This is a genomic window from Vandammella animalimorsus (genome assembly GCF_002288875.1).
In the GTDB taxonomy this organism is placed as follows: domain Bacteria; phylum Pseudomonadota; class Gammaproteobacteria; order Burkholderiales; family Burkholderiaceae_C; genus Lampropedia; species Lampropedia animalimorsus.
This window is the reverse complement of sequence record NZ_NTBH01000004.1, coordinates 139852-158438: the sequence shown is the minus strand read 5'-3', so window position 1 is coordinate 158438 and position 18587 is coordinate 139852. Positions and strand designations below refer to the sequence as shown.

The following is an 18587-nucleotide window of genomic DNA, read 5'->3' as shown; positions in this document are numbered from 1 at the left end:
TGTCGCGCCAAGCTCGCGTCGCAAATTCGCGCGATACCGCCCGGTATCGCTATGCTTTGCACCTTGCCTTGACACGACAGGCATCGGTTTGATTCGTGCAGTGATCTGCGCGACAGCACGCAGGGCGCTGTGGGCAATTGAATTATTATCGTCTCATGCAAAGAGACGATCAAAGTTCAGAATCTGTTCGCTGCCTAGATGCGGGCCGCAGCGGCCCGCCCAAGACCGCGCCGCTTGCCCGCCGTGCGGAGGTGAGCAGATTCTCTGGCTTGCTGGCCAGCAGCGTGGCCGCAGCGGTGCTGACGGCTGGTTGTCAGGCCGCCACCATGCACGATGCGCCGGCACAGAGCCTGCACACCGCCGTGCAAGAAGAGCAACCTCAGCCATTGCTCAGCTCGCGGGCCATGGCGCAAAGCTTTTACGAAACCCTGGTGGGCGAGTTGCTGGGGCAGGCCGGTGATTGGCAGGCCAGCTACGAGTTGCTGCTGCATGCCGCGCAGACACGGCGCCAGGACGAGTTGTTTCAGCGCGCCATCCAGTCTGCCTTCCAACTTCGCGATGGCCGCCGGGCTTTGCGCGCGGCCGAGAGCTGGCACAAGACGTTGCCACATTCGCGCGAGGCCAACAAGGCTGTGCTGCAGGTGCTGGTGCTGCTCAACCAGGTGCCGCAAACCCAGTGGCACCTCAAGCAGGAGCTGCGGCTGTCGCAGGCCGATGAAATGGCCGAAAACCTGCAGGCCATCTCGTTGCTCTACCAGCGGGTGCCGGAGAAACGCCAGGCTCTGCAGGTAGTGCAGGCGGCGCTGGAAGATCAGCTCCAGCCTGACTCGCCTTGGCGGGCCGATGCCTTGGCAGCGCTCGGGCGCATGCATCTGCAGGCCGGGGACGTCCCAAAGGCCTTGCAGATTTTGAACCAGGCGCATGCGGTCAATCCCCAGGCCAGCGGCCTGGGTTTTTTGGCTCTGGAGCTGGCAGCCCACGGAGAAACAAGTGCGCATGCGCTGCTGAAGGATTACGCCAGCCAGGATGCGGCGGCAACCCCTTTTTTGTTGGCCTATGCGCGTCTGTTGGTGGCGCAGCAAGACAATGCCCAGGCACTGCAGGTGTTGGAGCGCCTGCTGGCCAAGCAGCCGCAGATGCCAGAGGCCTGGATCGCCAAGGCTGCATTGCAGGCCGCGCAGGGGGAGTTTGCCGCGGCCGAGCAATCGCTGGGCGTTTTTGTCACAACGCTGGATGCCGTGCCCAGGCCGGCACTGCGCCAGCGTGGCTTGGATGAGGCGCAAATCCTGCGGGCGCAGATGGCCGACCTGCAGGGCCGGCATGAGCAGGCGCAGCGCGCGCTGGAAAAGGTCGGCAACCCCCAGACGCTGCTGCGCGCGCAGCTCCAGCGCGCGCAGATCCTGGCCGAGGAAGGCCAGTTCGACCTGGCGCGCAAGGTTGTGCGCGCCATCGCCGCCCCGGACGAGCAGACCCAACAGCTCAAGTCGCGCGCCGAAGTGCAATTGCTGCGCGACGGCGGTCAATACCAGCAGGCCTACGCCTTGCTGCAGACCATGCTGCGCCAGCACCCGGATGACGACGAGCTGCTCTACGAATACGCGCTGATGGCCGAGCGCCTGGGCCGCGTTCAGGAGATGGAAAAGCGCCTGCGCAGCCTGCTGGCGCGCGCGCCCGAGCATGCCCATGCACTCAATGCCCTGGGTTACTCCTATGCCGACCGGGGCGTGCGCTTTGCCGAGGCGCGGCGTCTCATCACCAAGGCGCTGGAGCTGGAGCCGGGCAGCCCCTACATCACTGACAGCCTGGGCTGGCTGGAATACCGCCAGGGCAATCTGGTACAGGCCCTGGAGCTGCTGCAAAAAGCTTTTGCCATCGAGCCGGATGCGGAAATCGCAGCCCACCTGGGCGAGGTGCTCTGGCAACTCGGGCGGCAGGGCCAGGCCAATGAGGTCTGGGAGCGCGGCCTGCAAAGCAATGCCCGCAACGAAGTGCTGCGCAAGACCATTGCGCGCCTGGCCGGGGCGGCCCACCCCTTGCTGCAAACATATTCCGCTGCGCGGCCAAAGACCAGGCCTTCGCTGCTGGCGCCGGCGCTTGGCAACGAGAGCCTGGCCCCGGCAGAGGTTGAGGTCATGCCCAGTCCGGCAGAGCCGACGATGGCGCCATGATGAGAGACCATTACGACATGAGCACGGTCCCCCATTCAGTGGCTGCGCGCAGTAGTCGGCGCACATGGCTGGCGTCGTTGGCGTCGGCCTGCCTGCTGGCCGCCTGCGCTGCGCCGCGCCCCTATGTGCTGCGCCAGGGCATCTGGCGCGGGCGCATCGCCCTGAACACCGAAGAAGAGAGGCCCCAGTCCTTCAGTGCCGAATTCGCCTTGCGTGGCAGCCCGCAGCAAGGCGAGCTGGAGATTTACAATCCGTTGGGTAACATCATTGCGCGCCTGCGCTGGAGCCCGCACCAGGCCTTGCTGGACAAGGGGGCGGAGCAAATTGCAGGCGCGTCGCTCGATGCGTTGGTGGCGCAGGTGTTCGGCGCGCCCATCCCCATTGCGGCGCTGTTTGACTGGCTCTCAGGCCAGGCCAGGCAAGAGCCGGGCTGGCAGGTTGATCTGTCACGCTATGGGCAAGGGCGCATTCATGCGCTGCGCGAACAACCGCTGCCACGGGCGAGCCTGCGGGTGATTCTGCATGCCGATGACAGCCTGTGACGCGCCCGCGCCGTTGGCGGCTGCAGAGGAATTCCTGCGCGTGCCAGCGCCGGCCAAACTCAACCTGTTCTTGCACATTCTGGGCCGCCGCGAGGACGGCTACCACCTGCTGCAATCGGCTTTCGTGCTTATCGATTGGTGCGATTGGCTGGATTTTGCGCTGCGCCCCGAAGGCCCGCGCATCAGCCGTGAGGACCTGGGCCAGCCACTGCCAGAGCACGACTTGATCGTGCGCGCGGCCGTGGCCTTGCAGCAGGCCGCTGGCGAACGCCGCGGCGTGCACATCCGGGTGGAAAAGCACATCCCGGCCCAGGCCGGCATGGGCGGGGGCTCATCCGATGCGGCCAGCACCTTGCTGGCATTGAACCGTCTTTGGGGCCTGCACTGGCCTGTGCAGAAGTTGCAGGACATCGGTCTGCAGCTGGGCGCCGATGTGCCGTTCTTTCTGGGGGGCGGCAACGCCTGGGTCGAAGGCATTGGCGAGCGGCTCACGCCCCTGCAGGGTGAGCATGCCTTGCCGCCGGCGCGCTTCATCGTCATCAAACCTGCTGCGGGCGTGGCCACGGCAGCAATTTTCTCGCATCCAGCACTCCAGAGGGCCAGCGAGCGTGCTACAATCTCGCGCTTCAGTGCTGATCCTTTTGGATTTGGTTGCAATGCTCTGCAGCCCGTGGCGCAAATTCTCTGCCCCGAAATAAAAAAAGCCATAGATTGGCTTTCGGAGCAAGGATTTCAGGCTAGAATGACGGGCTCTGGTTCTGCAGTATTCGCAAGGGTGCCGCAGGGTTGCAGTCAAGAGCATTTGCTCAATGTGCTTGAAGGGGCGGAAGCCGTGTCTTCAGGCTGGGTGGTTAGACTTTGCAATGGATTGCCAAGTCATCCGTTGAGTAACTGGATTTGTGCTGCATAGTTTTTTGTCTTTGTGCTTTTGCACATGGGCATTGCAGGGGAGTCGCCAAGTTGGTTAAGGCACCGGATTTTGATTCCGGCATTCGAGGGTTCGAATCCTTCCTCCCCTGCCATGGTTTGATTGCTTGATCTGATGAATAACGCCGCATTTGCGGCGTTTTGTTTTAGATTGACGGGTTTTCGTATTGGCTGTGCGCAGTGTGCGCTGTGCCCCAATGCACTCATGGTTTGCTTCTGGTGGTTGCCGTAGGCCTGCTTGCGGCGTCCTGGCTGAAAAAAACTTCGTCTCTTTCCCAAGCTGAGTATTGCGGCGGCTTTATGAGCGTTTCCCACCACTCCGACTTCATGCTGTTTACCGGCAATGCCAATCCCTCGCTGGCGAAAGAGATTGCCGAGCACCTGGGCACATCGCTGGGCGCGGCGCACGTGGGGCGCTTCTCCGATGGGGAAGTGACGGTCGAGATCCGACAGAATGTGCGTGCACGAGACGTTTTCGTGGTGCAGCCCACCTGCGCGCCCACTAACGACAGCTTGATGGAGTTGCTGATCATGGTGGATGCGCTCAAGCGCGCATCGGCTGAGCGCATCAGCGCCGTCATCCCCTATTTCGGCTATGCCCGTCAGGATCGCCGGCCGCGATCGACGCGCGTGCCGATCTCGGCCAAAGTGGTGGCCAATTTGCTGCAGACCGTGGGCGTGGCGCGCGTGCTGACCATGGACTTGCACGCCGACCAGATTCAGGGTTTTTTCGATATCCCGGTGGATAACATCTACGCCTCGCCGGTGCTGCTCAACGATCTGAACAAGAAGCGCTATGAGGATTTGATCGTGGTTTCGCCCGATGTGGGTGGCGTGGTGCGCGCGCGCGCGCTGGCCAAGGAGTTGGGCTGCGATCTGGCCATTATCGACAAGCGCCGCCCCAAGGCCAACGTCAGCGAAGTCATGAACGTCATCGGCGACATCGAAGGCCGCAACTGTGTTGTGATGGACGACATGATCGACACCGCTGGCACGCTGGTCAAAGCCGCTGAAGTGCTCAAAGAGCGTGGCGCCAAGAGCGTGCATGCCTACTGCACGCATCCGATCTTCTCTGGCCCGGCCATTGAGCGCATTGCCGCTGGCTCTGCGCTTGATGAGGTGGTGGTCACCAACACCATTCCTTTGAGCGAGCAGGCGCGGGCTTGCAGCAAGATTCGTCAGCTCACGGTAGCGCCGCTGATCGCCGAAACCATTCAACGCATTGCCCGTGGCGACTCGGTGATGAGCCTGTTCAAGGAGCAAGGCGGTCTGTTTTGAGTATTGCAGTTTGAGCCCGGCAGCAGGGCTTGACTGAGGTTTTTCGTGCATGGCGATGGCCATGCGTTGTCTGAGGCTGTTGGCTGACACGCAGTGTCTGGTGGGCAGCCTCTCAAACTGGGGCAGAGTTGGTCGCGACCTGCTCTTATCAGGAGAAAACATGCAAGTAGTTGCATTTACACGTGAAAAGCAGGGCACGGGTGCGAGCCGCCGCCTGCGCCATTCGGGCCGTACGCCCGGCATCATCTATGGCGGCGATCAAGAGCCGACAATGATCGAACTGGATCACAACCCGCTGTGGTTTGCACTGCAGAAAGAGGCTTTCCACTCCAGCGTGCTGGATCTGGAGCTGGACGGCAAGACGGAGAAAGTTCTGCTGCGCGACGTGCAATACCATCCCTACAAGCAGCTCGTGCTGCACGTGGATTTCCAGCGCGTCAACGCACGCACCCGCCTGCACATGAAAGTGCCCGTGCATTACGAGGGCGCTGAAGAGTCTCCTGCCGTCAAGGTTGAAGGTCAGGTGGTGAGCACGGTCACAACGGAAATCGACGTGACCTGCATGCCTTCCGATCTGCCGGAATTCATTCTGGTGAACCTGAGCAAGCTGGGCAAGAACGGCGTGCTGCGCCTGCGCGACATCAAGCTGCCCCGTGGCGTCAGCGCCGTCAAGCGCTTGGCCGCCATCAACCCCGTGCTGGCCACGGCCACGGCCGCCCCGGCTGCGGAAGAAGACGCACCCGCTGCAGAAGGCGGTGCAGACGCTGCGGCCTGATTGCAGGCCTTGCGCAAACAATAAGCTTCCGCCCGCAGGCAGATGCGGGCGGATTCTTGTCAGAAAGCCTGCTGTGCCAGTGATGCCAGCAGGCTTTTTGTTGCGCCAATGAGCGCTCAGGAGGGCAGGCCGGTTGGCATGGCGCTGCCCGTCTGCAGCATACGTGCCACGTAGCGGGCGATGAGATCCACTTCCAGGTTCACGGCGCTGCCTGGGCGAAGGTGCTTGAGGGTGGTGTGGGCCATGGTGTGGGCAATCAAATTGATGCTGAACTCGCAGCCCTCCTGAAGGTCGCGCACGCTGTTGAGCGTGAGGCTGACGCCTTGCACGGTGATGGAGCCCTTGACGGCCATGTAAGGCATCAGCTGCTTGGGGGCGAGGATGCGCAGCTCATGGCTTTCGCCCACAGGGTTGATGGCGCTGACGGTGCCGATCCCGTCCACATGGCCGCTGACGATGTGGCCGCCCAGTCGATCGGCTGCGCGCAAGGCTTTTTCGAGATTGACCTCGCCGACTTGATCCAGTCCAGTGGTCAGGCGCAGCGATTCTGCCGAGACTTCAACCATGAATGTTTGTGCATCCAGCGCCAGCGCTGTCACCGTCATGCAGGCGCCATTCAGGGCAATGCTGTCGCCCAGCACGACGTCGTCCAGATAGCCCGGCGGGCAGGAGACGTTCAAACGCTTGCCATGGGCTTGGCTGCTGCCCAGGTCCTCGACATGTTGAATTTGGCCAATGGCGGTGATGATGCCGGTGAACATGAAACTCCTTGGGTGATGGGGCGCTGCCACGGGCCGTGCAGACCCTCCCGCGCCGAAAAGCCGGCACTATAGCGGGCGGCGTGGACTGGTCAGGCAAAGCCTGTGAAACAATGCCGCGCACAGAAAAGAAACGGAGGAATGGCGGGTTTATGCGCAAGAAGATGGCGGGTGTGGCGGTGTTGCTGTTGGCGCTGCTCGGGGTGGGGTACAGCGCCGCAGCCTGGTATGTGGGCGTGCAGACGCAGCGGCATGTGCAACAAGCCCACGCAGCGCTCAGCGCTGCGCTGGGGGTGGCGGCGCAGCTCACCCAGTACGAGCGAGGGCTGTTCCATTCCAGTGCGCGCAGCGTTGTGCACATAGCGTCATCGGAGCAGGACGCAGCCGCAAAGGCATCTGCCCCACAGCGACGGGTCAGCCGAGGCCTGGGTGGCCAAACCATCGTGCTGGAACACCGCATACGTCACCTGCCATTGCTTGCTGCGCCTCAGCGGGGATGGGTGGCCCTGCGCAGCACGCCAGTGCTCAGCCCAGCGGTGCAGGCTGCATTGCGCCCCAGCCTGGGCGATGCGCCGCCCTACGTGCTGGATGCCGTGCTGGGTTACCGTGGCAGTGTGCATTGGCGGTTGGCAGGCCCATCCTGGCAACGCCCCTGGGAGGACGCCCAGGGCGCAGCGCAAACGCTGCACATGCGGCCCCTGCACTGGGAGGGCGAACTCGGCCCCGACGGGCGCAGCTTGCGCAGCGCCCTGCAATGGGGCGGCATGACGCTGCAAAATGCCCAAGGCGTGCAGCTGTTGCACATTGAGCAGTTACAGGGGCGTGACGATTACCACCGGCCTGCTGGCTTACAGCACAGCTACCTGGGCCAAAGCCGCTACAGCCTGGGGCAATGGCAGCAGTCCGGTGTGCAAGGTGCGCAGGCGGGCGGCTGGCAATTGCAGGGCTTGGCGCTGGCGTTTGACATTCAGGCCCAGGACGGGCAATGGCTGCGACTGCCGCTGCATCTGCAATTGCAGCAGCTGCGCATGGCCGGTGATGGGGCGCAAGCGCAGGCCAGCCAGGCATCCAGCCAGAGCACATTGAGCACGCTGGAATTCAAGGCTGCTGTAGAACAATTGCACCAGCCGAGCTATGAGGCTTTAGGCCCTTGGGGCTGGCGCTGGCTACTGGCGCAAATGGGGGCCTCGACGGCCTGGGAGCAATTGCCCCTGGCCGAGCAAGGTCAGGTGCGCGAGCGCTTGGCCGCCCTGTTGGCGCAGGGCCTGCGTTTGAAGGTCGAGCGCCTTGCGGGGCAGCTTCCCGAAGGGCAGTGGGCGCTGAGCGGCCAGGCCAGCGCTCCCCAGCTGCATGCCATCGACCTGGGCTTCTTGCCGCACAGCCTGATGGCCAAGCTCCATGCCAGCGTGCAGCTGGAGATTTCCCAGCCCCTGGCCCTGCACTGGCAAGGTCAGGAGAACCTGGCGCTGCTCGTGCAGCAAGGCCTGGTGCGGCAGGAGGAGGGACAAATCCGCACGGTCTTGCAGTACCAGGGCGGCTACTCCAGCATCAACGGCCACCCGTTCGACTTGCGGGGCATCGATCAGTTGCTGCAATAAGGCCTGTGCACACGGCACCTGTGCCGTTGGCAAAAGATGTGCGATCAGCCCATGGTTGCGGCAAGGCCAGGGCACCCGGAAAAAAAACACCAAGGGCCGATGGGGCCTCTTGGTGTTTTTTGCCTGCAGTCCATGCCCTCACGCCAGGGCGCTGCACTGCGGGGACTGTTTAGCGTTGCCTTAGTTCGGCATGCAGGACTTGTGCAGGATTTTGTTGCCTGGGGCCGTGACCATGATGGGCAGCGATGTGAAGTTGTCGCGCGTCATGGCGTCGGTGGCCAGGCGATAGCCTTGGGCCGTAAAAAAGGTTTCCACGTCGGTGGAGTTGTTCTGGTCGTAATTCAGGGTGCGGCGCTTGCCTTGCAGCTGGGCCGTAGCACTGACGGGAATGCCGGCTGAATTGAACTGATATGCCACCGAGAGGCGGCCGTTGTTGCAGGAGTAGGCCACTTGCTGGGTGTTTTTCGCAGCGCCCGCACTGCGCCCGGACGAGGCCGCTGCGCCCGACTGGGCCTGGCAGCTCTTGAAGAGGATTTCATCATTGGGCGCCGTGATCATGATGCTGCTCTTGCGGAAGTTCTTGGAGTCCATGTAGTCCGAAGACAGGCGATAGCCGGACTTGTTGGCAAAGAAGGTGTCCACATCGTCCGAGCGGTTCATGTCATAGGCCATGACGCGCTTGGCACCGCGGATGTGGGCCTCGGCGCGGGTGGGGATGCCGGCCTTGTTGAACTGGTAGCGCACTTGCACTTGCTTGCCGCCCTCGCAGGCGTAGGTGACGGAGTGGCTGCTGGCCATGGCCGACAGCGACAGGCAGGCCAGCGAAGCGGCAATGGCGGTTTGGATGAGTTTCATGCTGCGACTCCTCTGATTGGATGGGAATAGGACAGATCCCAAGACGAGCAGCAGTCTACAGACCCGGCAAAGTCCTTGTGCCCAGGGCAGGGCTTTTCAGATTGGGCGTGCGGCTGAGCGCCTGCCCCCCCAAGTGCCTGGGGATGGCGTGCCAATCCAGCAGCATTGCGCTGGTGGTTTCCAGCAAGTGGTCGTCAAAATGGGCGCTACAGCGATCAAATGTCGGCAAGAGGCGGTTTTGTCACAGGGAGGGCTCTGTCTGCTGGGGGTGAGGCGGCGTGGTGCCGAAGATGGTTTTTGATACCAACTTCATGGGGCGTTCAAACTTGGCAAGGCCCTGCGCCCGCCCCATGGTTGGGCTTTGGGCGCGGCGCAGGCGCGCGGGCCGGCTCTCACACCGGCATGCGCGCAAACTCTTGCACGCGCTGCTGGTAATTGGCCGGCGTCACGGCCCAGCGCTGGGCGTTGTCGTATTCGAACTCCACGCCAAAGCGCCCGTCGCTGCCCAGCCGAATCAGGCAGGCCTGCCAGGCGCGGCCTGTGGGGTGTTCGGCCTGCATGGCCTGCTGCAAATGCCGCAAGGCGTCTTGCGCGTGCCCGTCGTCGGGGGAGACGGCCTCGTCTTCGCCTTGGGCGTCAAAGCGGTAGCCGTACATGCGGCTGTGGCCCTTGCCCTGCACGCCGATCACGATCAGCTTGTGCCAGGCCACGCCCGGCGCGATCAGGCCCGGGTCTTGCCGCAGGGCCTGACAAAGCGCCAGCAGCAATTGTTGGCTTTCAGGTGAGGAATGCTCCATGGTGGCGACTCTCCTTAAGTTAGAGCGTGTTCACGGCTGCGATAGCGGCGCTGCGCGCCAGCGCTGGATCAGCAAGGCGGCGGCGCCGGCCACGACCCCCCAGAAGGCCGAGCCGATGCCGGCGATGCTCACGCCCGAGAGCGTGACCAGAAAGGAAATCAACGCCGCTTCGCGCTGGCTTTCGTCGGCCATGGCCTGGGCCAGGCCGCTGCCGATGCTGCCCAGCAGGGCGATGCCGGCAATGGCCAGCACCAGCTCTTGCGGAAAGGCCAGCAGCAAGCCGGTGATGATGCCGGCAAAGCAGCCCACCAGCAAATACAGCAGGCCGCAGACCACGGCGCCGCTGTAGCGCCGGGCCGGGTCTTCGTGTGCGCCCGGCCCCATGCAGATGGCGGCGGTGATGGAGGAGAGGTTGACCGAAAAGCAGCCAAAGGGTGAGAGCACCAGCGTCACCAGGCCGGTGAGCGTGATCAGGCGCGAGACGGGCATGAAGTATCCGGTGGCGCGCATGACGGCCACGCCCGGCAGGTTTTGCGAGGCCATGGTGACGATGAACAGTGGCAAGGCCATGCTCATGAAGGCGCTGAGGCTGAACTCGGGCCAGACGAAGATGGGCCGCGCCAGCTCCAGCGGGCCAATGGCCGACCACTGCATCTGCCCGGCCAGCGTGGCCTGGGCCATGCCCACCAGCAAGGTGACGATGACGGCGTAGCGCGGCAGCCAGCGGCGCGCGGCCAGGTAGGCCAGCAGCATCAGCGTCAGCAGCAGCGGCGCGGTGCGGGCCGCGCCAAAGCCGTCGAGCGCAAAACGCCCCAGCACGCCCGCCAGCAGGGCGTTGGCCAGGGCCAGCGGGATGCGGTCCATCATGCGCTCGAACCAGCCCGTGGCGCCCACCAGCACGATGAGCGCCGCGCTCATCATGAACGCGCCCACGCCCTGGGCCAGCGTGAAGCCGCCCGAGGCCGCAGTGGTGGCGATGACCACCGCCCCCGGCACGGACCAGCCGGGCATTACCGGCTTTCTCAGCAGCAGCGAGGGCAGCAGCGCCACCGTGGCGCAGCCCAGGCTGATGGCCCAGATCCACGAGGTGACGTGCCCAGGCGCGCCGCCCAGCGCCTGCGCGGCCTGATAGATCACGGCCGTGGAGCTGGTGAAGGCCACCAGCACGGCCACAAAGCCGGCGGTGGCGGTCGAGGCGCTCAGGTCGTGCCAGAGTTGTCGCATGGCGGGTCAATCGGTGAGAGGGCAAACACAGTGCGTCAGGCGCTGTCCTGCCGCGCCGGGCCGCTGGTCTGAGCTTGATGGGGCGCAGCGCGCGCGTCGAGGCGGGCGATCCAGGCAATCAGCAGCAGCACGGGCAGGCCCAGGCAGGCCGTCAGCGTGAAGAACTGGGCGTAGCCATTGGCATCGACGAACTGGCCCGAGAAGCCGCCCAGCCACTTGGGCAGTAGCGTCATCATGGAGCTGAACAGCGCGTACTGGGTGGCCGAGTAGCGCACATTGGTCAGGCTGGAGAGATAGGCGATGAAGGCCGAGGAGGCCAGGCCCGCGGCCAGGTTGTCGGCCGAGACCACCAGCACCAGGCCGATGAAGTGCGGGCCTTGCTGCTGGGCCAGCCAGGCAAACAGCAAATTGGTGGCCGAGGACAGCAGCGCCCCGAGCATCAGCACGCGCAGCACGCCGATGCGCATGGCGACCCAGCCGCCAGCGAAGGCGCCCAGCAGCGTCATGAGCACGCCGTAGATTTTGGTGACGGCGGCGATCTGGTCCTTGGTGTAGCCCATGTCCACGTAGAACGTGCTGGCCATCACGCCCATGACGATGTCGCTGATGCGGTAGACGGAGATCAGCGCCAGGATCAGCAGCGCCTGGCGGCCGTAGCGGCCGATGAAGTCGGCAAAGGGCGCCACCACGGCCTGCGCCAGCCATTGGCGCAGATCGCGCATGGGCGCTGCCGGCGGGCGTTGCGGCTCAGGCGCCAGCAACGTGGCGATCATGCCCACCAGCATGGTGGCGGCCATGACGATGTAGGAAAAGGCCCAGGCCGCCTGTTGGTAGCCTGTCTGGCCGGCGCTTTCGCCGCGCGCGGCCAGCCAGAGCGCGCCTGCGCCAGCCCAGATCAGGGCGACGCGGTAGCCGCCCTGGTACATCGCCGCCATGGCGGCCTGGCGCTGGGTATCGCCGGTTTCGATGCGGTAGGCGTCCAGCGCAATGTCCTGCGTGGCCGAGGCAAAGGCCACCGCCACAGCGCACAGCGTCAGCGCGCCCAGCTGCTGGCGCGGATCGAGCAGCGCCATGCCCAGCAGCGCCAGCATGATGCAGCACTGCGACAACAGCAGCCAGCTGCGCCGCTGCCCCAGGCGGCGCGTCAGCCAGGGGATGGACAGGTGATCGACCAGCGGCGACCAGGCCCATTTGAAGCCGTAGGCCAGCGTCACCCAGCTGATGAAGCCGATGGTGCTGCGGTCGATGCAGGCCTCGCGCAGCCTGAAGCCCAGCGTGTTGAACACCAGCAGCATGGGCAGCCCGGCGGAGAAGCCCAGCAGCAGCATGCGCAGGCTGGCCGGCTCAAGATAGACGCGCGCCGCCTGCAGCCAGTGCATGGCGGGCGCGGCCTGGGCGGCCGTGGCAGGCGCGGCAGGCGCAGCAGCGGGCGGCGGCGGTGTGGGGCTGGGCATGCGGAGATGCGAGGCAATTCGTCTGCAGTGGAGCGCAAGGGGCGTGGGCGGGCGCACCGCCCGGGCAGGGCAGGGGGGCTGTGGCCGCCGGGGCTCAGGTGCCGCCGACGAAGGGGTTGCTGGCGCGCTCGCGGGCGAAGCTGCTCTCAGGCCCATGGCCGGGCACAAAGCGCGTCTCGTCGCCCAGCGGCCAGAGCTTGTGCACGATGCTGTCGATGAGTTGCTGGTGGTTGCCGCGCGGAAAATCCGTGCGCCCGATGCTGCCGGCAAACAGCACGTCGCCGACGAAGGCCAGGCGGCTTTCCGGGGCGTGGAAGATCACGTGCCCAGGGGTGTGGCCGGGGGTGTGGTGGACGTCGAGCACCTGCTGGCCGATCTGCACCTGATCGCCATCGCCCAGCCAGCGCGCGGGCATGAAGGTCTGCGCCGGCGCAAAGCCATAGGCCTGGCTTTGTGCGGGCAGGCTGTCGATGAGGAACTGGTCCTCCGGGTGCGGGCCAATGATGGGCAGGCCCAGCGCCTGCGCCAGCTCGCCCGCGCCGCCAGCGTGGTCGATGTGGGCGTGGGTCAGCCAGATGGCCTTGGGCGTCAGGCCCAGCTGCTCGATGGCGGCGCGGATCTGCGGCAGATCGCCGCCCGGATCGATGATGGCGGCCTCGCGGGTTTCATCGCACCACACGATGCTGCAATTTTGCGCAAAGGCGGTGACGGGGAGGGTGTGGTATTGGAGCATGGCGGGCATTCTACGTGGGCTGCTGCGCACCGGTGGCGGCCCAGGCGCGCAGCTGTGTGGCCAGGTCCTGCTGGGCCTGCAGGCGGCTGCAGGCGGTGCGTGCGCAGTCTTGCCAGTGCGCCCAGCTTGCCTGTTGTGTGCCTTGAAGGGCGCTGCTGGGCGAGGGCTGCGGCGGCGCGTTGGCGCTGGCCATGCCGTTGAGTTGCAGCAAGGCGGCGCGCCAGTGCTCAGGCGGTTGCAGCCAGTCCATGAAGGCCTGCAGTTTGCCGTGATGGGCGTTGTCGTGCTGGGGGTAGATGTGCCACAAGAAGGGGCGCGCGGCCCACAGCGCGCGCACCAGCGAATCCTCGCCGCGCACGATGTTCAGGTCGCAGGCCCAGAGCAGTTCGTCGAATTGCGCCTGCGGCATGAAGGGCAGCCAGTGCACCGTCAACGCGCCTTGCGTGCTGGGCGTACTGGCCGTGGCCTGCTGCGAGTCGGCCCAGCCCAGCTGCTGCCAGCACTGGCGCAGCCAGGCTTGCGAGCGCCCGGCCGCAGCCAGCAGCTGCACGGGCTGCGCGGCCTGGGCCCAGGCGCGCAGCCACTGCGGCAGGCAGGCAGGCTCGTAGGCAAACAGACTGATCCAGCTGGCCTGGGTGGCGTGGTCGATCGAGTGTGCGGTCTGTGCCGCGGCGGGCTGCGCCTGCAGGAAGGCGCGGCGCCAGGCCGTGGCATCGAATTGCGCCTGGCGCTGCGCCAGTGCCGGCTCGCGCAGCAGGCCGCCGGTGCGCGGCGTCAACCCAGGGTAGAAAAAGGTTTTGCTCTGCCCTGCGGCCGGGCCGAACATCACTGGCGAGGGCAGCCGGTGCATGCGCTCCACGTAAGGCTCGGCCGAGAGGTATTCGAGGTTCAGCCACAGCGGCCAGGGGTGCGGCCCAATGGCGTTGGCAGGGCCGGCTTGGCCGCTGGCGAGCTGGGCCAGGGCGTTGAGGTAGGCATCGGGGATCTCGCAGCCAAAGGCTTCGATCAGCACTTGGCGCGGCGCTGGTCGGGCCGGTGGGGCTGGCGCCAGGTCTGCCAGCGTCGCCAGTTGCCCAGGGGCCAGGCTTTCGGCCAGCGCCCAGGGCAGGATGCGCACGCCTTGGTGCTGCCAGGGCGGCGGCGCATCCCAGAGCGAGGCCGGCGCGTCGCTGAGCCAGCGCAGCGCACTGTGCTCGTCGATCCATAGCCGCACGCTGTCGCCGCGCCCGGCCAGGTCGCAGGCCAGGCGCCAGCAGACGCCGACATCGCCGTAGTTGTCGATGACGCGGCAAAAGAGGTCCCAGGCCAGGGGCGGCGCGGCTGTGTCGGTGGCGGGCATGGCGGTGCGTGGCAGCGTCTCAGGCCGAACGGCCCTGCGAGCCCGCTGCAGCAGGGGTGAAGACGAACTGCTTGTCCAGATGGTATTTGCTGATGTAGCCCAGCACCAGCCCGATGACGCCGCCCAGGTAGCGCATGGATGCGCTCTGGAAGATCAGCCAGAAGCCGTATTCGAAGCCCCAGAAGATCAGCGTGGTGGCCAGCCCCATCAGGGTGTAGCGCACAAAGGTCTTGCCGTCGTGCGCGGCGCTTTGGGGCTGGAAGCGGAAGATGTAGCGCTTGTCCAGCAGGTATTTGACGACCAGCCCGGTGCCCGTGCCCGCGGCGATGGACAGCAGGATCAGGCCCGGCAGCGGCGTGGCCATGTCCAGCTGCTGCTGCAGCCAGTGGCCCAGGCGCACCACGGCCTCCTGCGTGCCGATGTTGACGGCAATGGCCAGGGCGCAAAACAGGCTGTAGAGCAGGGTCAGGCGCATCTCAAATATCGAGCTTGTGAAACACCCAGCGCGGCAGACTGCGGATGACCAGCATGATCAGCGCCCATTTGGCCGGGGCATAGACCACGGGGCGGCCAGCCTCGATGGCGCGCACGATGCGCTGGGCCACGGCCTGGGCGCTGGCCAGGCGCGCGCCGCCTTGCTTGAGGTGGGCCGTCATCGGCGTATCGGTCGGGCCGGGCTTGGCCAGCGTCACGCGCACGGCCGTGCCGGCCAGGCGGTGCTGCAGGCCCTGGGCGTAGCGTTCGAGCAGGCCCTTGGCCGCGCCATAAACGTAGTTGCTCTTGCGCCCGCGATCCCCGGCCACGGAGCCGATGATGCATATGCGGCCATGGTTGGCCTGCTGCATGGGGCCGGCAAAGGCCTCGGCCAGCAGCGCTGGCGACAGGCCGTTGATCTGCAGCGCCTGCTGCGCGGCGCGCAGCTCGCTCTGGCATTGGGCCTGATCGGGCAGCGCGCCGTGGGCGATGAGCGCGATGTCCACGCGGCGCCGGGCCTGCGCGCTGCGCGCCAGGGCTGCTGCGGCGTCCGGGTCGTCGAAATCCAGCGTTTGCACCTGGGCGCTGACGGCCGCGCCGCGCGCGCGCAGGTCGGCTGCGACTTGCTCGATGCGCTGCGCATCGCGGCCCACCAGCAGGAACTCACAAGGGCCTTGTTCGGCCCAGATGCGGCAGCATTGCTGTGCAATGTGGGAGGTGGCGCCGATGACGACGATGTGTTGGCTTGTGCTCATGGTGTGGTGTGGGTGGTGCGGGGGGATGCGGGCGTTGCAGGGGCTGCGGGCCGCCTGGCTCATGAGCCCAGCAGGCGGCGCGACATGGCCGAGCTGATGCCCGGGTCGCGGTAGGGCAGGAACTGCGCCAGCTGTGGGTAGCTGGCCTGAAAGAGTTCGGCGGGCATGCGCGCGTCCTTGGCCGGGTAAAGACGCCCGCCGGCGGCGCGCACGATGGCGTCCAGCGCCTCGAACAGCCGCAGCGTGGCCTGGCCCCGGTTGGGAAAGTCCAGCGCCAGCGTAATGCCCGGTTGCACGAAGCTGAGCATGCCGGGCGCCGGGCGCTGGCCAAAGGTCTTGAGCACGGCCAGGAAGGAGCCCTGGCCGCTGCGCGCAATCTGCTCCAGCAGCGCGGCAATGGCATCGGCCCCGGCCGGCCCGGCCGCGCCCGGCGCGGGCGCGAACGGGATCACGCATTGGTACTGGTAAAAGCCCCGTGGCCCGTACATGCGGTTCCAGTGCGCCAGCCCATCGAGCGGGTAGAAAAATGGCCGGTAATGGCTGACGGCGCCACCGGCCTGGCCCGCCGCAGTGGCCTGCGCGCTGCGGCGCTGCAGGTGGTAGTAGGCCCAGTTGAAGGCGCGCAGGCTCAGCGGGTTGACCAGCGACAGCGGCGGCGTGACGGGCATGCTGCGCTGGGGCTGTCGGGGCGCGTGCGCGGGCGTGGCCTCGTGCGCCTGGCAGTGGTTGGCGCGCATGAAGATGCCGCGCCCCTGCGGGTGCAGGCAGTCGATCCAGGCCACGGTGTATTCCCAGTCGGCTTCGGACTGCTCGGCCAGCGGATAGAAATCGGCCAGGCGCTCGAAGGCGATGCTTTGCGCCTTCAGCCAGGGGCCTGCCACGCGGCGCAGTTGCAGCGTGGCTTCGGTGATCAGCCCGGTCAGGCCCAGGCCGCCGATGGTGGCGCGCAGCCAGTCCTCGTGTTGGCCGGGGGCGCAGGCGATGCGACGCCCGTCGCTGCGCAGCAGCGTCAGCGCGCGCACGTGCTCGCCAAAGCTGCCCATGACGTGGTGGTTCTTGCCATGGACATCGTTGGCGATGGCCCCGCCGACGGTGACGAACTGCGTGCCGGGGGTGACGGGCAGCATCCAGCCGCGCGGCGCCAGCAGGCGTTGGATCTCGCCCAGCTGCACCCCAGCCTGGCAGCGCAGCAGGCCTTGCTGGGCGTCGAACTCAAGCCACTGATCCAGTGCGCGGCCCAGCCACAGCGCCCCGCCAGGGTTGAGGCAGACATCGCCATAGCTGCGCCCCATGCCATGCGGCAGCACGCTGGCGCCCTGCGCCGCCTGCGGCCAGGGCTGCTCTGGGGCCAGTGCATCGGGCGCCAGCAGCTGGTGCTCGGCCGCCTGCAGCCGCCCCCAGGCGCTGACGGGCACGGTGGCAGGCATGGTGGCCTGGCGCTGGCTGGTGCTCATGCCCATGGCAGGCCCAGCATGCCCAGCGCCAGCGTGGCGGCAAAGGCCAGGCCGCACAGCAGGCTGGTGCGGTCCTTGATGGCGAAGAACACCGGGTCGTCGTGCATCTGGCCGCGGTGCGCCTGCAGCCACAGCCAGCTGATCCAATAGACCAGCACGGCAATGGCCAGGAAGATGGCCTCGGGCAGGCGGTACATCGTGCGCGCGGTATTGCTGTCCAGGTACAGGGCCAACAGCACAGCGGCGGCGTAGCCCGCGCCCACGCCCAGCGCCTGCACCAGCGGCGCATCCTGGGACAGATAGCCGCGCCCGTGGGCGCTGGCCTGGCCGCTGCCGCGCTGCGCCAGCATGTGCAGCTCGGTGTAGCGTTTCAGAAAGGACAGCGAGAGGAACATGAAGCCCGAGACGCCGAACAGCCAGTGCGACAGCACCAGGCCCACGGCCGCCGCGCCAGCGACGATGCGCAGCGTGTACAGCCCGGCCAGCGTCAGGCAATCGAGCAGCACCAGGCGCTTGAGGCTCAGCGAATACCAGCAGGTCAGCGCAAAGTACACCGCCAGCCAGGCCAGAAAGGCCGGGCCAACCAGCAGCCCCAGCCCCAGGCTGGCGGCCAGCAGCAGCGGCGCCAGCGCCACGCCCCAGGCTACGGGGATGCGGCCGCTGGCGAAGGGGCGCTGGCATTTGCGAGGGTGTTGGCGATCGCTTTGCAGGTCGAGCAAATCATTGCCGATGTAAACCGCCGAGGCGCACAGGCTGAAGGACAAAAAGGCCAGCAGCAGCTGCCCCCAGGCCGCGCCGTTGCCGAACTGCTGCGCGGCCAGCAGGGGCACGAACAGCAGCAGGTTCTTGAGCCATTGGTGCGGGCGCAGCATGCGCAGCAGGCTGCGCGCATCGCGCGCGGGCGCGGGGAAGCTGCGCGCCACATTGCCTTGCTGCTGCGCGGCCTGCTGCACGGCAGGGGCCGCGTTGGCGACGATGGCCTGGCGCGCCTGCTGCCAGACGGGCAGGTCATCGCGCGAATTGCCCACGTAGTCAAAGCCCTGCGCGCCGTAGCGCTGCACCAGGGCCTGGGCCTTGCGGGCGGCAGTGAGGTTGTGCTGCCCATCGCTGGCGATGACGGCGCTGAACAGGCCCAGATGTTCGGCCACCGCCTGGGCCACGCGCTGGTCGGCCCCGGTGCACAGCACCAGCGTGCGGCCCTGGGCCTGCTCGGCGCGCAGCCATTGCAGCAGCTCCTGGTGGTAGGGCAGGCTGGCGGCATCCAGCGGGTTGCGCTCGGCCAGGGCCTGCTTGAGCTGGGCCTTGCCCTGCTGCAGCCAGACGGGAATGCGCAGCGCCTGCCACAGGCTGTTCTTGCATTGCGCCAGGGCCAGCTCTTGCAACGAGTCGGTCAGGATCAGCGTGCCGTCCAGATCGACGACCAGCGGGGGCGAGGTGGTGGTTGGCATGGGTTTGA

The 18587-nt window shown here is 66.3% G+C and carries 17 protein-coding genes and 1 tRNA gene; 7 read left to right on the top strand and 11 right to left on the bottom strand.

Going from position 1 to position 18587, the window contains the following annotated elements; all coding sequences use genetic code 11:
- Window positions 1–251 precede the first annotated feature (251 nt).
- The 6 genes from CLI93_RS07700 (at window position 252) to CLI93_RS07675 (ending at window position 5690) form a co-directional block, all read left to right on the top strand.
- The gene (locus CLI93_RS07700) at window positions 252–2168 is read left to right on the top strand and encodes a tetratricopeptide repeat protein (RefSeq protein WP_172424214.1); all 1917 of its coding nucleotides are present in this window, start codon (window positions 252–254) and stop codon (window positions 2166–2168) included.
- 17 nt (window positions 2169–2185) lie between these two features.
- Window positions 2186–2710 carry a lipoprotein insertase outer membrane protein LolB gene (locus CLI93_RS07695; RefSeq protein WP_095541637.1) on the top strand — a complete coding sequence of 175 codons (525 nt, stop codon included), beginning with the start codon at window positions 2186–2188 and terminating at the stop codon, window positions 2708–2710.
- Window positions 2697–3620, top strand: coding sequence for a 4-(cytidine 5'-diphospho)-2-C-methyl-D-erythritol kinase (ispE, locus tag CLI93_RS07690; RefSeq protein WP_095541538.1), 924 nt, complete (start codon window positions 2697–2699; stop codon window positions 3618–3620). Before CLI93_RS07695 ends, ispE begins: the two co-directional genes overlap by 14 nt.
- 35 nt (window positions 3621–3655) lie before the next feature.
- Window positions 3656–3732, top strand: a tRNA-Gln gene (locus tag CLI93_RS07685).
- Window positions 3733–3937: 205 nt separating this feature from the next.
- The gene (locus CLI93_RS07680; protein WP_095541537.1) at window positions 3938–4915 is read left to right on the top strand and encodes a ribose-phosphate pyrophosphokinase; all 978 of its coding nucleotides are present in this window, start codon (window positions 3938–3940) and stop codon (window positions 4913–4915) included.
- A 160-nt stretch (window positions 4916–5075) separates the two neighbouring features.
- Window positions 5076–5690: a 50S ribosomal protein L25/general stress protein Ctc gene (locus tag CLI93_RS07675; protein WP_095541536.1), complete on the top strand. Its 615-nt coding sequence runs from the start codon at window positions 5076–5078 to the stop codon at window positions 5688–5690.
- Window positions 5691–5806: 116 nt separating this feature from the next.
- Here CLI93_RS07675 and CLI93_RS07670 read toward each other — a convergent pair whose 3' ends face one another.
- Window positions 5807–6451 (bottom strand): riboflavin synthase, encoded by a 645-nt coding sequence (locus CLI93_RS07670; protein WP_095541535.1) that lies wholly within the window; start codon window positions 6449–6451, stop codon window positions 5807–5809.
- Window positions 6452–6600: 149 nt separating this feature from the next.
- Between CLI93_RS07670 and CLI93_RS07665 the strand changes: the two genes are divergently transcribed.
- Entirely contained in the window at window positions 6601–8046 is a 1446-nt protein-coding gene (locus tag CLI93_RS07665) for a DUF945 family protein (protein WP_172424213.1), read from the top strand.
- A 180-nt stretch (window positions 8047–8226) separates the two neighbouring features.
- Here the strand turns inward: CLI93_RS07665 and CLI93_RS07660 are convergent, their stop codons facing one another.
- From CLI93_RS07660 to CLI93_RS07615, 10 genes are all read right to left on the bottom strand, one after another.
- The gene (locus tag CLI93_RS07660; protein ID WP_095541533.1) at window positions 8227–8901 is read right to left on the bottom strand and encodes an ACP-like domain-containing protein; all 675 of its coding nucleotides are present in this window, start codon (window positions 8899–8901) and stop codon (window positions 8227–8229) included.
- Between the two features lie 392 nt (window positions 8902–9293).
- The gene (locus CLI93_RS07655) at window positions 9294–9698 is read right to left on the bottom strand and encodes a hypothetical protein (RefSeq protein ID WP_143326330.1); all 405 of its coding nucleotides are present in this window, start codon (window positions 9696–9698) and stop codon (window positions 9294–9296) included.
- Window positions 9699–9728: 30 nt separating this feature from the next.
- Window positions 9729–10922, bottom strand: coding sequence for a benzoate/H(+) symporter BenE family transporter (locus CLI93_RS07650; protein ID WP_095541531.1), 1194 nt, complete (start codon window positions 10920–10922; stop codon window positions 9729–9731).
- 35 nt (window positions 10923–10957) lie between these two features.
- The gene (locus CLI93_RS07645; protein WP_095995736.1) at window positions 10958–12376 is read right to left on the bottom strand and encodes an AmpG family muropeptide MFS transporter; all 1419 of its coding nucleotides are present in this window, start codon (window positions 12374–12376) and stop codon (window positions 10958–10960) included.
- A 94-nt stretch (window positions 12377–12470) separates the two neighbouring features.
- Window positions 12471–13109: an MBL fold metallo-hydrolase gene (locus tag CLI93_RS07640; RefSeq protein ID WP_095541529.1), complete on the bottom strand. Its 639-nt coding sequence runs from the start codon at window positions 13107–13109 to the stop codon at window positions 12471–12473.
- 10 nt (window positions 13110–13119) lie between these two features.
- On the bottom strand, window positions 13120–14448 hold the full coding sequence (gene earP / locus CLI93_RS07635) for an elongation factor P maturation arginine rhamnosyltransferase EarP (protein WP_095541528.1): 1329 nt from the start codon (window positions 14446–14448) through the stop codon (window positions 13120–13122).
- Between the two features lie 19 nt (window positions 14449–14467).
- The gene (locus CLI93_RS07630; RefSeq protein ID WP_095541527.1) at window positions 14468–14923 is read right to left on the bottom strand and encodes a GtrA family protein; all 456 of its coding nucleotides are present in this window, start codon (window positions 14921–14923) and stop codon (window positions 14468–14470) included.
- A gap of 1 nt (window position 14924) precedes the next feature.
- A complete protein-coding gene (locus CLI93_RS07625) occupies window positions 14925–15677 on the bottom strand; it encodes an SDR family NAD(P)-dependent oxidoreductase (RefSeq protein ID WP_095541636.1) in 753 nt (250 codons plus the stop codon).
- A 59-nt stretch (window positions 15678–15736) separates the two neighbouring features.
- Window positions 15737–17131, bottom strand: a complete 1395-nt coding sequence (locus tag CLI93_RS07620) for an FAD-binding oxidoreductase (protein WP_238945721.1) — start codon at window positions 17129–17131, stop codon at window positions 15737–15739.
- Entirely contained in the window at window positions 17128–18579 is a 1452-nt protein-coding gene (locus CLI93_RS07615; protein ID WP_095541526.1) for a UbiA family prenyltransferase, read from the bottom strand. Before CLI93_RS07615 ends, CLI93_RS07620 begins: the two co-directional genes overlap by 4 nt.
- Window positions 18580–18587 lie beyond the last annotated feature (8 nt).